Source organism: Paracoccus sp. (in: a-proteobacteria) (assembly GCF_035556475.1).
Lineage (GTDB): Bacteria > Pseudomonadota > Alphaproteobacteria > Rhodobacterales > Rhodobacteraceae > Paracoccus.
The window spans coordinates 56,748-69,192 of the sequence record NZ_DATMFA010000046.1 but is presented as its reverse complement, the minus strand read 5'-3'; the positions used below and the strand labels follow the sequence as shown (position 1 = coordinate 69,192).

Here is a 12,445-nt window from a genome sequence, read left to right as displayed (position 1 = left end):
CGCTCGAAGGCCTGCTTGTAGGGATTGGCGCCCTTGAAGCTCGGCAGGAAGGAATGGTGGATATTGATGATCCGCCCCGACATCTTCCGGCACATCGCGTCCGACAGCACCTGCATATAGCGCGCCAGCACGATCAGCTCGGCCCCGCTCTCCTCGACCACCGCCATGATCCGGGCCTCGGCCTCGGGCTTGTTCTCCTTCGTCACCTTGATGCAGTGGAAGGGGATGTCGTGGTTCACCACCACCTTCTGGTAATCCATGTGGTTCGAGATCACGGCGACGATCTCGATCGGCAGCGCCCCGATGCGCCAGCGATACAAGAGGTCGTTCAGGCAATGGCCAAAGCGGCTGACCATGACCACGACCTTCATCTTCTCCGCCTCGTCATGGAAGGCCCAGTCCATCTCGAAACGGGCCGCGGTCTCCTCCAGCCCGGCGCCAAGCGCCGCGATGCCCACGCCCTCCTCCGAGACGAAGCTCACCCGCATGAAGAAGCGCCCGGTCTCGGCATCGTCGAACTGGCTCGAATCGGTGATGTTGCAACCCTGCGCCGCAAGATAGGTCGAGATCGCGGCCACGATCCCGCGGGTCGAGGGGCAGGTCACGGTCAGGCAGTATTTGGTCATCAGGCTCTCCACTCTCGGCGGGCGCGCGGCCCGGCTTTCTCCGTTTCCGAAATACCCCGGGGGGCGTGGGGGGCAGCGCCCCCCATCCTGCTCAGGCGGTCAGACCGGCCGGTTCGGGCAATCCGTTCGCCCGGCAGCAGGCGGTGAGCGTATTGGCCAGAAGGCAGGCGATGGTCATCGGCCCGACCCCGCCCGGCACCGGGGTGATGGCGCCGGCGATCTCTGCGGCGCTCGCGAAATCGACATCACCCACCAGCCGGGTGCGGCCATCTTCCTCGATCCGGTTGATCCCGACATCGATCACCGTGGCGCCGGGCTTGATCCAACCGCCGGGGATCATCCGCGCCCGGCCGACGGCGGCGACGAGGATATCGGCACCGCGGCAGACCGCCGCCAGATCCCGGGTCCGGCTATGGGCGATGGTGACGGTGCAATTCTCGCCCAGCAGCAATTGCGCCATCGGCTTGCCGACGATGTTGCTGCGCCCGACCACCACCGCGTTCAGCCCCGAAAGATCGCCGAGCCGGTCCCGCAGCATCATCAGGCAACCCAGAGGCGTGCAGGGCACCATCGCCTTCTGCCCGGTGCCGAGCAGCCCGACATTCAGGATATGGAACCCGTCGACATCCTTCGCCGGATCGATCGCATTGATCACCGCCTCGGCGTCGAGATGCCCCGGCAGCGGCAATTGCACCAGAATCCCATGCACCGCCGGATCGGCATTCAGCTCCGCCACCTTGGCCATCAGCGCCTCCTGCGAGGTGTCGGCCGACAGCTTCCATTCCCACGAGTTCATCCCCGCCTCGCGCGTCTGGATGCCCTTGTTCCTGACATAAACCTCGGACGCCGGATCCTCCCCAACCAGAACAACCGCAAGACCAGGAACAAGCCCGACGGCCTTCAGCCGCAAGACCTCCGCCGCGACCTTTTCCCGGATCCGGCCCGAAAACGCCTTCCCGTCAATCCTGTCAGCCGTCATGCGCATATGTCCCTCTGCTTCATCCGCCAGTCGTCCAGAGGCCGGGGCCATGAACGTTGCGAGAGGCGATAGCGCAGCCGGGGGCGGGATCAAAGTGCTGGTTTCAACTTGCATGGCTGCCCTCTTTCCTCGGAAACCCATCTGGAACGGCGGATCGGCGCCCGGACGGCAATTTCCGACAGGCAGATGGCGCTTTTGCCGCATTGGCGCGATTGTCCCGCGGCATCGTCGCGTGCAAAAAGGCCCTGCCACCCGATCTTGCGGATCGCAGCGCCTTGCAGGCAGATAGGGCAGGGATCGCGTCGCGCCGGGGGACATATTGGATATCAAAAGCCTGCGGCTCTATCTGACCGTGCTTGAAGAGGGCAGCATCACCCGCGCCGCCGAACGGTGTCATATCACCCAGCCCGCGCTGGGGCTGCATATCCGCAAGCTCGAGCATGAGATGGGCCTGCAACTGCTCGAACGCCATTCGCGGGGGATCTCGCCGACCGAGGCGGGCCGGGTCTTTGCCCGTCATGCGCAGGCCATCATCGAGGAACTGGAGCTGGCCCGCGCAGGCATGACGCGCTATGCCCGCGTCCCGACCGGCAAGATCACCGTCGGCCTGACCCCCAGTGTGCGCGAGGCGATCGCGACCCCGCTGCTCGAGAAGATCTCGCGCGACTTCGATGGCATCGTGCTGACCATCAAGGAGGTGCTGAGCGAGGCCCTGATCGAATACCTGCTGGAGTCCCGCATCGATATCGCGCTTGTCTACAATACGCGCGAGGGGGGCGAGCAACTGACCTTCACGCCGCTGGCGGTCGAAAAGATGTATTTCGTCTATCCGCTGGCGGATGGCCCCCGCCCCGGCGCGACCATTCCCGCGCGTGAGGTTTTCGACCACCGGCTGATCCTGCCCACCCGTCCCCACCATGTCAGGACCGAGGTGGACCGCATCGCCGACAAGCTGGGGATCGACATCGACCTGGGCCATGAGGTGGATTCCGTTCCCGCCATCCGCAGCTTCGTCGCGCATGGCTTTGGCGCATCGGTGATGCCCCGCCCCCCGGCCGAGGCGGCGCATCTGGGTTCGCAACTGGTGGTGGAACCGGAAATCCGCCGCCTGCTGCATCTGGCCCATGCCCGCAAGCGCCCGATGTCACGCGCCTTCGAGACGGTTCTGGATGCCGTCAAGGAGGTGGTGAAGGCCGAGGGCAGCCGTCCCGACGGGCAATGGCAGGCGCTGGAGACCCCGCAAAAGCCCGCCTGAACCCGGCGCGCGGCCTAATGCGCGTGATCCGGCGTCCCGTGATGATGGTGGTGGTGGCCATGGTGATGGTGGTGATGCCCGCCATGATGATGGGCATGATCGTGGTCATGGTCGTGGTCGTCATCATGGTCGTGATAATGGATCCGCTGGTCGTTCTTGTCGCGAAACAGCAGGGACTTGATCGTCACCGGCACCGTGCCCGAGGGCAGCCGGATTCGCCCAAGGTCGATATAGTCGAAATCATGCAGCGCAAGGCCGTCGATCGCCATGATCTCGACAGAAAGGCCCAGCTCCTCGCGCAGGATCAGGCCAAGGGTGCGGGCGACATCGCCGTCCAGCATCAGGTAGAGCGGCAGCCCTCTGGCGCTGCGCTCGGCGACGCCGTCGGCGATACCCTCGGCAAAGGCGCGCAGCCGGCCATATTCCGGCAGGCCGCTCCAGCGGAAGGCAAAGGCGATGTCGCGATCCTCTCCGGCAAGATCGAAGCGCAGCAGGTGATTGCGGATCGCCCCCGCCACCTCGTCGGGCCGGATGCTGTCCGGCAGCGCGATATCGGGTTGCAGCACCTGAAGGTCGCGGCGCGGCAGCAGCCTGCCCCGGTCCGAGATATAGCTGGTATTGCCGCTGAGTTGGACCGTATATTCCGAAGCCCCCAGCGCCGTCGCGCGGATGCACGCCCCGGCTGGCAGGATTTCCCAGGGCAGCCGGTCAAGCCGGGCGCGAAGCGCGCGCCCCAGATAGGAGCCCAGATCCCCGAAATCGCGGCTCTCGCGGCCATAGACGAATTCGCCGACGCCGCCTGACACCATGATGCCGTCGATCCGACCGAAATCGCGGATCGGCTCGGTCAGGTAAAGCTCGAGAACCGCGTCATCCAGTTCCGGCGCGGTGATCGCCGAGACGAGCAGGTCGGCCATATGCCCCGCGGTGACCTCAAGCTCCGCGGGCGTTACCATCGCGCCCTCGTTCCAATCAAAACCCGCGCGTCGCGCGTGGTGACGACCGGCGGGGTCCAGTCGGGTGATGCGCCCCTCTCCATCCGCGACCAGCAGGCGGCCGCCGACATGGATCGCTCCGGTCCTGACCACCGCGCCATCCTCGACGATGGCAAGCTTGGTCGTGCCGCCGCCGATGTCGATATTCAGGAGCCGCTTGCCTTCCGCATGGGATGCCTGCGCCGCGCCCGAGCCATAGGCGGCCAGCATCGCCTCCATGTGATGGCCGGCGGTGGCGCAGACGAACTCTCCGCCCTGCTCGGCCAGGATATGGGCAATGGCCTCGGCATTCTCTCGCCGCAGCGCCTCACCGGTCAGGATGACCACCCCGGTATCGATATCCTCGGCGGTCAGGCGGGCGGCGGCATAGGCCTCATCGACGATCCTGCCAAGCGCTACGCTGTCGATCAGGCGGGCATCGGTATAGGGGGTCAGCGCGACCGGGGATTCATGGACCGTCTCGCGGGCGACGACCACATAGCGGCTGGTCAGCCGCTCGCTGATCCGGCGCATCTGCAGATGCGAAAAGATCACCTGCGTCCCCGAGGAACCGACGTCCAGCCCCACGCTGGTCAGAAAGACATTGTCCTGCAGCCAGATCGGGTTCTCGTCCAAGGGGCCTGCGGCATCGAAATTGTCATGGTCATGGTCGGCATCGGGGCCATGCTCGTGATCCAGCATCTGGCCATAAAGATGATCCTCGACCGTGTGGGCCTTCGTGTCTGCCGTCATGGCCGATCCTCCTGATTTCCTGACGCCAGCCTAGCGGGGAAGCCCCGCTGCGGGAGAAGCCGAATGCTAATGGGTGCGATAAGCGATGTTTTGGGCAAAACGCCCCAAGCCAGAAGCATAGCTAATGACAAGGGAAGGAGATCTTTATTTCTGCCCCGCTCCGCCGCCCGGTAACAATGGGGCTGCATCACTACAGGAGTTAGGACAGATGGCGGGAAATGCAGTCGTTTCGGACGAACTGGCCAAGAAATTCGCGACCGAGAAGGACAGCCCCTATACGCGCTGGGTCCGGGGCGAGGGGCTGGACATCCTGCCGGCGATGTATGTTCGGAACCTGCGCACCGTCGAGCTGAAGCCTTGGGCGCGGCGCGGCGGCAATGCGGCATTCCTCAACCACGATGCGTCGCGCACCTCGAACGACTGCTATGTCATGGAGATCCCGGCGGGCGGCAAGCTGGCACCGCAGCGCCAGCTTTTCGAGGAGATGATCCTGATCCTCGAAGGCAACGGCTCGACCCATGTGTGGAACGATGCCGGGCATAAGGTGACGTTCGAGTGGCAGGCGGGATCGCTCTTCGCCATTCCGCTGAACACGCATCACCAGCATTTCAACGGCTCGGGCGTGAAGCCGGCGCGCTTCGTCTCGGTCACCAATGCGCCGCCGGTGCTCAACCTCTACGAAGACCCGGAATTCGTCTTCGACACGCCGCATGACTTCACCTCGCGCTTTGACGGCGAGCCCGACTATTTCGCCAATGGCGGCGAGCAGAAGGGGCTGCTGCTGGAGACGAACTTCGTCTCGGACGCGGTGAACCTGCCCCTGATCGAGGCCAAGGAACGCGGCGCGGGGGGCGGGCATATTCGCTTTTCCATGGCGCGCGGCTCAATGAACAGCCATATCTCGCAATTCCCGGTCGGCACCTACAAGAAGGGCCATGCCCATGGCCCCGGCGCCCATGTCATCATCCTGTCCGGCGAGGGCTACAGCCTGATGTGGAGCGAAGGCGAGGAGCCCAAGCGCTATGATTGGGAGGTGGGCACCATGATCGTGCCGCCCAACATGTTCTTCCACCAGCATTTCAACACCGGCAGCACCCCGGCGCGCTATCTGGCCTTCAAGCACGAGGTCGTCTCGCTGCGCAACTCGCAGGGCGTGCCCAAGGCATGGATCAGCCGTCGCATCGGCGGCGACCAGATCGACTATGCCGATGAGCGGCCCGCGATCCGCAAGCTGTTCGCCGACGCGCTGGCCCAGAACGGTCTGGAGTCGCGGATGGCCAAAGCCTATGAGGACGAGCTTGCCGATCTTCCGGCGCAGGGTTCGTCCGCCCGCAAGGCCGTGTAGTCACGGCCGGGAGCCGCTTTCCCGCCAGCCTTCGCCTGATCGGGGACCGGGCTCGCGCGCCCGTGTCCCCGGTGCCGCATCCGGCTGGCCAAGATGAACGCCTTAAGGGAGGAGACTTGATGCGTAGACTTGTCATGGGCCTGATCATGGCCGCGATGGCGACCGGAGGCGCGGTGACATCCGCGCTGGCCCAGTCGGGCGCCGATTTCTTCAAGGGCAAGACCGTCAACTATATCGTCGCGACCAATCCCGGCGGCGGCTATGACGTGAACGGGCGCCTCGTGGCCGAGTTCATGCAGAAATACCTGCCCGGCTCGACCTTCGTGGTGCGCAACATGGCGGGCGCGGGCCATATCCTCGGCACGAATTATGTCTATGCCTCGGAGCCGGACGGGCTGACCATCGGCACCTTCAACACCGGCCTGATCTACAGCCAGCTCGCCGGGAACCAGGCGATCAAGTTCGATCTGGAGAAGATGTCCTGGATCGGCAATATCGGCGCCGATCCCCGCGTCTTCCTGATGTCCAAGGGTTCGGGGGTCGAGAATTACGCCGAACTCACCGGGCTGGAGAAGCCGGTCAAGTTCGCAGCACCCGGCGTGGGCACCGCCTCGACCATCGAGACGACGCTGCTGGTCGACGTGCTGAAGCTGCCGATTCAGGTCGTCACCGGCTATAACGGCAATGACGACCTTCTGGCGATGCGCCGGGGCGAGGTGGGCGGCATGTTCAGCTTCCGCTCAAGCTTCCAGAGCTTCGTCGATGAGGGCCACGGCCATTTCGTCGCCCAGATCGGCGGGGAACAGACCGAGGTGCCCAGCCTCGCCTCGCTGGTGACGGATGAAAAGGCCCAGCCGGTCATTTCGCTTATCGAGGCGCAAAGCAACCTCGCCCGGCTGACCGCCGGCCCGCCCGGCATCCCCGAGGACCGCCTGCAGGCGCTGCGCGACGCCTATGCGGCGGCGACCTCGGATCCCGAATTCCTCAAGCGCGCGGCAAGCCTCGGGCTGCCGATCGCGCCGACCGTGGGTCAGGACGTTGCCGACGCGGTGACAAAGGCCATGGACCAGCCCGAGGAAATCGTGGCCGTCCTGAAAACCGCACTTCGGGACAAATGACCTGAGACTGCCTCGGGAAAAGGAAGCCGCCCCCCACGGGCGGTTTCTGCATTATAGCCCACGATACGCCGCCGCTATGCCCTCGGGCGATGCGGCAGGGCCTTCGGGGCTTGGGCCAAGCCCGCCTCCGCCGGCACGCCCCCTTGAGCGCGTGCTGCGCGAATTGTCGGTCATGATGGCTGGGCAAAGGAACAGTCAGCCCCTCCCCGATCTCGCCGTCTGTGGTCGAAAGGCACGGGTGACACGTTTCACCGCCTTCGTTGTGGCCAGGGTCAGAGCCACCATCCCTTGGCGCGCTCGGCGCAGTTCAACCCGCTCATCCACTGGGCATCCGCCTCCCGCGTCTGCCTGCCAGCCTGAGCAATCGAATGCTGTCCGATCCCGTCCGACGCCCAGATCAGGCATTTCAGGGGGAGTCTCGCATCACGGAAGGGGCAAGGCGGCAACGCCCTCTCCCGAAAGCCCATACCTGCGGATGGTTCCCGAAACCCGGAGCCTGGATCCGCATGGCACCGGGATTCCCTCTGCCGGTCGGGAAGTCAGGCCGCTGCCGCCAGCACTGCCTCCAACTCCTCGACCGGAGGCGCGACGGGATTGCCCTTCATCGAGGAACTTGCAAGCGACGCCTCGGCCACCCCGCGGTAACTCGCGGAGTCGAGGCCCTGCGCCGCCAATCCCGGCAACCCGCAATCGCGGGCCCATGCGGCCAGCGCCCGCGGCGCATCAGCGGCAGAGGTGCCGAGCGCGGCGGCAATCAGGCCGCAGACCTCCTCGATCCGCGCGGGATCGGGAACAAGCCGCCGGTTCATCTCCAGCACGGGGCCAAGGAGCGCGCCGCAGATCGCGCCATGCGGGGCGGGCGTCACGCCGCCGATCACCCCGGCAAGGCCATGGACGGCGCCGAGACCGCCATTCGCCAGCGCGATCCCGCCGCAAAGGCTGGTCCATGCCAGCCGGTCGCGCGCGGCGGCGTCCTCGCCCCGCATCAGCGCCGCGAGCGCCGCGATGCCCGGCGCGATCGCCGGGCGGACCAGCGCATCGGTAAAGGGCGTCGCGCGGGCCGAGACATAGGGCTCGATCACCTGCGCCAGCGCATCCAGCCCCGAGGCCAGCGTGACATGGCGCGGACAATGATCGGTCAGCGCCGGATCGACGATGGCGATGCGGGGCAGCATCCTTTCGTCCCGGATCGAGACCTTGCGGCCATGATCCGGCAGGCCGATCACCGCATTGCGCGTGGCCTCGGCCCCGGTGCCCGCCGTCGTCGGCATCGCGATATAGGGCAAGGGAGGGACCGCCAGCGGCAAGCCGCGGCCAACAACCTCCAGATGATCCATGATCCCGCCCGGCGCGGGGATCAGCCCGGCCAGCGCCTTGCCGAGGTCGAGCGCCGCGCCCCCGCTCAAGCCCGCGACCCAATCGGCGCGGAATCCCTTGGCCTCGGCCAGCGCGGCCTCCAGCATGGGCAGGGTCGGCTCCGACGCGCAGGAAATCGTCAAGACCTCGGCCCCCTCGGCACGCAGGGCATCGACCAGCCATGCGGCGCGGCGCGCATCCGCGCCATGGACGACGATCCCGCGCCCACCAAGCGCCCGGATCAATCCGGGGGCATTCCGCGCCTCGCCCCGACCGAAGATCACCCGGCCCGGCAGGGCAAAGCCAAAGGAATTCATGCAGCCTCCATCGTCGCCGCCACCGCTTTCTTCCAGCGGGCATACTTGGCCTGCCGGGTGCTGTCATCCATCTTCGGCTCAAAGCGGCGGTCGAGCGCCCAGCGTCCGGCGACCTCCTCGGGTGGGGGATAGATCCCGGCGCGCAGCCCCGCCAGATAGGCCGCGCCCAGCGCCGTCGTCTCGGTCACCTTCGGACGATCGACCGGCGCGCCGAGGATGTCGGAGAGGAACTGCATCGACCAGTCGCTGGCCGCCATACCGCCATCGACCCGCAAGACCGCATCCCCGGCCGAGCCCCAATCGGCCCGCATCGCCTCCAGCAGGTCGCGGGTCTGATAGCCCACGCTTTCCAACGCCGCCCTTGCAAATTCCGCCGGGCCGGAGTTGCGGGTGAGGCCAAAGATCGCGCCCCGGCAATCGGGCCGCCAATAGGGCGCGCCAAGGCCGGTGAAGGCGGGCACCATCACCACCTCCTGCGAGGGGTCGGCATTCTGCGCCAGCGGCTGCGTCTCCGACGCCGCGCGAATGATCTTCAGCCCGTCGCGCAGCCATTGCACCACAGCCCCGGCGATGAAGATCGACCCCTCCAGCGCATAGGTGGTCCGCCCGTCCAGACGATAGGCGATGGTCGTCAGCAACCGGTTTTTCGAGGGCACCATCTCGGCCCCGGTGTTCAGCAGCGCGAAGCAGCCGGTGCCATAGGTCGATTTCATCATGCCGGGCTGGAAGCAGGCCTGCCCCACCGTCGCCGCCTGCTGGTCGCCCGCGACGCCGAGGATCGGGATCTCATGCCCGAAAAGGTCGGCGCGGGTCATGCCGTAATCGGCGGCGCAATCGCGCACCTCGGGCAAAATCTGCATCGGGATGCCGAGCAGGTGGCAGATTTCCTCGTCCCAGCGGTTCTCGGCGATATTGTAAAGCAGCGTCCGCGCCGCATTGGTGGCGTCCGTCGCATGGACGCGGCCCCCGGTCAGGTTCCAGATCAGCCAGCTATCGACGGTGCCGAAGGCCAGCTCGCCCGCCTCGGCCCGCGCCCGCGCGCCGTCGACATTATCGAGAAGCCAGGCGAGCTTCGTGCCCGAGAAATAGGGGTCAAGCAGCAGGCCGGTCCGGGCCGAGATCATCGGCTCATGCCCCTCGGCCTTCAGCCGCTCGCACAGGTCGGCGGTGCGGCGGTCCTGCCAGACGATCGCATTGTGCAGCGCCCGCCCGGTTGCCCGATCCCAGAGCAGCACCGTCTCGCGCTGGTTGGTGATGCCGATGGCCGCGATGCGGTTCGCACCGACGCCCGCCCGCTCGACCGCGGCGCGCGCCGTCGCGGCGGCAGTCGCCCAAAGATCCGAGGGGTCATGCTCGACCCAGCCCGAGGCCGGGAAATGCTGGCGAAACTCCTCCTGCGCCGAGGCGACGACGCGCAGCGAGGTGTCAAACAGGATGGCACGGGACGAGGTCGTCCCCTGATCGATGGCGAGGATATGGGTCATGCTTCTTCCGGGGCCGTGTCATCAAGGAAAAAGGGGCAAGGCGCGCGGCCCTGCCCCCGCTTCGGCATTACTGCCAGGACTTGATCAGCTCGTCATAGGAAACCGTCTCGCCCTTGGGCTTCTCGTTCTCGATCTTGCCCACAGGCGCGCCGGGTGCGTCCAGCCATTCCTGCGGATCCTTCGCCTCGTTCATCTTGGGACCAAGATCGCCCTGAACGCCGGCGCGCTCCAACCGTTCAAGCACCTTCTCCTGTTCCGCGCAAAGCGCATCCAGCGCCTCCTGCGGGGTCTTGGCGCCCGACATGGCATCTCCGATATTCTGCCACCAAAGCTGCGCGAGCTTCGGGTAATCGGGAATGTTGGTGCCGGTCGGCGACCATTGCACGCGGGCGGGCGAGCGATAGAACTCGACCAGACCGCCCAGCTTGGGCGCGCGCTCGGTGAAGGACTTGTCGTGGATGGTCGAGTCGCGGATGAAGGTCAGCCCGACATGCGACTTCTTCACGTCGACGGTCTTCGAGGTGACGAACTGCGCGTAAAGCCATGCGGCCTGCGCGCGGTCCACCGGGGTCGACTTCATCAGCGTCCAGCTGCCGACGTCCTGATAGCCGATCTTGGTCCCCTCGCTCCAATAGGCGCCATGCGGGCTGGGGGCCATGCGCCATTTCGGGGTGCCGTCCGCGTTCACCACGGCGGTCCCTTCCTTGACCATGTCGGCGGTGAAGGCGGTATACCAGAACATCTGCTGGGCGATGTCACCCCGCGCCGGGACCGGACCCGCTTCGGAGAAGGTCATGCCCTGCGCTTCCGGGGGCGTGTATTTCTGCAGCCACTCGATCGCCTTCGTCACGGCATAGACCGCGGCGGCATCGTTGGTCGCGCCGCCCCGCGCCACGCAGGATCCAACCGGGCGGCTGTTCTCATCCACCCGGATGCCCCATTCATCGACCGGAAGGCCGTTCGGCTCGCCCTTGTCGCCCATGCCGGCCATGGACATCCAGGCATCGGTATAGCGCCAGCCGAGGCTCGGGTCCTTCTTGCCATAGTCCATGTTGCCCCAGGCCTTCGTCGGGCCGCCCTCGATATAGGACATGTCGCGGCCGGTGAAGAACTCGGCAATGTCCTCATAGGCGGACCAGTTCACCGGAACGCCGAGGTCATAGCCATACTTGGCCTTGAAATCGTCCTTGGTCTTCTGATCGTTGAACCAGTCATAGCGGAACCAGTAGAGGTTCGCGAATTGCTGGTCGGGCAGCTGGTAGAGGTCGCCATCCGGCGCGGTGGTGAATTTCAGCCCGATGAAATCCGGCAGGTCGAGGGTCGGGCTGGTGAATTCCTTGCCCTCCTCGGCCATCCACTTGGTCAGGTCGCGCGCCTGCTGATAGCGCCAATGCGTGCCGATCAGGTCCGAGTCGTTGACATAGCCGTCATAGATATTCTCGCCGGTCTGCATCTGGGTCTGCAGCTTCTCGACGACGTCACCTTCGCCGATCAGGTCATGGGTGACCTTGATCCCGGTGATCGCGGTAAAGGCCGGGGCCAGCACCTTGGATTCGTATTCATGCGTGGTGATGGTTTCCGAGACCACCTTGATATCCATGCCCGCCAGCGGCTTCGCGGCGTCGATGAACCACTGCATCTCCTTTTCCTGATCCTCGCGCGACAGGCTGGACAGATCGCCGATCTCGGCATCCAGGAACTTCTTCGCGGCCTCCATATCCGCCCAGGCCGGGGCGCCTCCCATGACCAAGAGCGCAAGCGCCATGGCCGTCGTCCTCCGTGTCGGTCTCATGTTTTCCTCCCTGATGAGACGTCCGTTCTGCCGCGCAGGCATGGGGCCTTCGCGGTATTTCAAACCCAGCGGAACACCGCCGCGGCATAGGCAAGGCAGATCGCCAGACCCCACCAGACCGGAGGACCGGCAAAGAACAGCCAGCCGAGGCAGATGAAGGCCGAACCGAGCAGCGTGATGAAAAGACGGTCCCCGCGCGTCGTCTCGATCCGCAGCACGCCCCGGCGCGGAGTTTCGGGGAAGCGGATGGCGAGGATGGTGAACAGGACCAGAAGCGCGGCGATCGTCCAGAAGAAGAAGGCGACCGGAAAGGTCCAGGCCATCCAACCGCCGGGGATCATCGGCGCGGTCCACTCCTTCGCGCCGTCCTTGACGGGGGTGGCCCAGACGAGAAACGCCAGCACCGCGCCAAGGACGACCGCCGCCCCCAGATAGATCGCGGGCCA

Annotated in this window: 10 protein-coding genes; 3 read left to right on the top strand and 7 right to left on the bottom strand. The window is 65.8% G+C overall.

The annotated features are described in order from the left end of the window. Positions 1 to 626, bottom strand: a 626-nt coding sequence (locus VNQ78_RS06160; RefSeq protein ID WP_325687674.1) for a formyltetrahydrofolate deformylase, incomplete at its 3' end; no start/stop codon positions are given. 91 nt (positions 627 to 717) lie between these two features. After that, positions 718 to 1,605, bottom strand: coding sequence for a bifunctional methylenetetrahydrofolate dehydrogenase/methenyltetrahydrofolate cyclohydrolase FolD (gene folD / locus VNQ78_RS06155; protein WP_325687672.1), 888 nt, complete (start codon positions 1,603 to 1,605; stop codon positions 718 to 720). Between the two features lie 319 nt (positions 1,606 to 1,924). Between folD and VNQ78_RS06150 the strand changes: the two genes are divergently transcribed. Then, complete coding sequence (locus VNQ78_RS06150) at positions 1,925 to 2,860, top strand: LysR family transcriptional regulator (protein ID WP_325687670.1); 936 nt, start codon at positions 1,925 to 1,927, stop codon at positions 2,858 to 2,860. A 14-nt stretch (positions 2,861 to 2,874) separates the two neighbouring features. On the opposite strand, the gene VNQ78_RS06145 is transcribed toward VNQ78_RS06150, so the two are convergent. Further along, entirely contained in the window at positions 2,875 to 4,587 is a 1,713-nt protein-coding gene (locus VNQ78_RS06145) for an ethanolamine ammonia-lyase reactivating factor EutA (protein ID WP_325687668.1), read from the bottom strand. 208 nt (positions 4,588 to 4,795) lie between these two features. On the opposite strand from VNQ78_RS06145, the gene VNQ78_RS06140 reads away from it, so the two are divergent. Further along, positions 4,796 to 5,932, top strand: a complete 1,137-nt coding sequence (locus VNQ78_RS06140; protein ID WP_325687666.1) for a hypothetical protein — start codon at positions 4,796 to 4,798, stop codon at positions 5,930 to 5,932. Between the two features lie 119 nt (positions 5,933 to 6,051). Then, a complete protein-coding gene (locus VNQ78_RS06135; protein ID WP_325687664.1) occupies positions 6,052 to 7,050 on the top strand; it encodes a Bug family tripartite tricarboxylate transporter substrate binding protein in 999 nt (332 codons plus the stop codon). A gap of 539 nt (positions 7,051 to 7,589) precedes the next feature. Here the strand turns inward: VNQ78_RS06135 and VNQ78_RS06130 are convergent. The 4 genes from VNQ78_RS06130 to VNQ78_RS06115 form a co-directional block, all read right to left on the bottom strand. After that, the gene (locus VNQ78_RS06130; RefSeq protein ID WP_325687662.1) at positions 7,590 to 8,723 is read right to left on the bottom strand and encodes an iron-containing alcohol dehydrogenase; all 1,134 of its coding nucleotides are present in this window, start codon (positions 8,721 to 8,723) and stop codon (positions 7,590 to 7,592) included. After that, positions 8,720 to 10,207: a glycerol kinase GlpK gene (gene glpK / locus VNQ78_RS06125; protein ID WP_325687660.1), complete on the bottom strand. Its 1,488-nt coding sequence runs from the start codon at positions 10,205 to 10,207 to the stop codon at positions 8,720 to 8,722. The genes VNQ78_RS06130 and glpK overlap by 4 nt, the downstream gene beginning before the upstream one ends. 67 nt (positions 10,208 to 10,274) lie before the next feature. Beyond that, positions 10,275 to 11,999: an ABC transporter substrate-binding protein gene (locus VNQ78_RS06120; RefSeq protein ID WP_325687658.1), complete on the bottom strand. Its 1,725-nt coding sequence runs from the start codon at positions 11,997 to 11,999 to the stop codon at positions 10,275 to 10,277. Between the two features lie 59 nt (positions 12,000 to 12,058). Next, a complete protein-coding gene (locus VNQ78_RS06115) occupies positions 12,059 to 12,340 on the bottom strand; it encodes a DUF2160 domain-containing protein (protein WP_325687682.1) in 282 nt (93 codons plus the stop codon). Positions 12,341 to 12,445 lie beyond the last annotated feature (105 nt).

Excerpts from the sequence above, each read along its gene's own strand:
- folD (WP_325687672.1), bottom strand. The coding sequence starts at position 1,605 with ATGACGGCTGACAGGATTGACGGGAAGGCGTTTTCGGGCCGGATCCGG.
- VNQ78_RS06145 (WP_325687668.1), bottom strand. The coding sequence starts at position 4,587 with ATGACGGCAGACACGAAGGCCCACACGGTCGAGGATCATCTTTATGGC.
- VNQ78_RS06140 (WP_325687666.1), top strand. The coding sequence starts at position 4,796 with ATGGCGGGAAATGCAGTCGTTTCGGACGAACTGGCCAAGAAATTCGCG.
- VNQ78_RS06135 (WP_325687664.1), top strand. The coding sequence starts at position 6,052 with ATGCGTAGACTTGTCATGGGCCTGATCATGGCCGCGATGGCGACCGGA.
- VNQ78_RS06130 (WP_325687662.1), bottom strand. The coding sequence starts at position 8,723 with ATGAATTCCTTTGGCTTTGCCCTGCCGGGCCGGGTGATCTTCGGTCGG.
- glpK (WP_325687660.1), bottom strand. The coding sequence starts at position 10,207 with ATGACCCATATCCTCGCCATCGATCAGGGGACGACCTCGTCCCGTGCC.
- VNQ78_RS06120 (WP_325687658.1), bottom strand. The coding sequence starts at position 11,999 with ATGAGACCGACACGGAGGACGACGGCCATGGCGCTTGCGCTCTTGGTC.
- VNQ78_RS06115 (WP_325687682.1), bottom strand. The coding sequence starts at position 12,340 with ATGATCCCCGGCGGTTGGATGGCCTGGACCTTTCCGGTCGCCTTCTTC.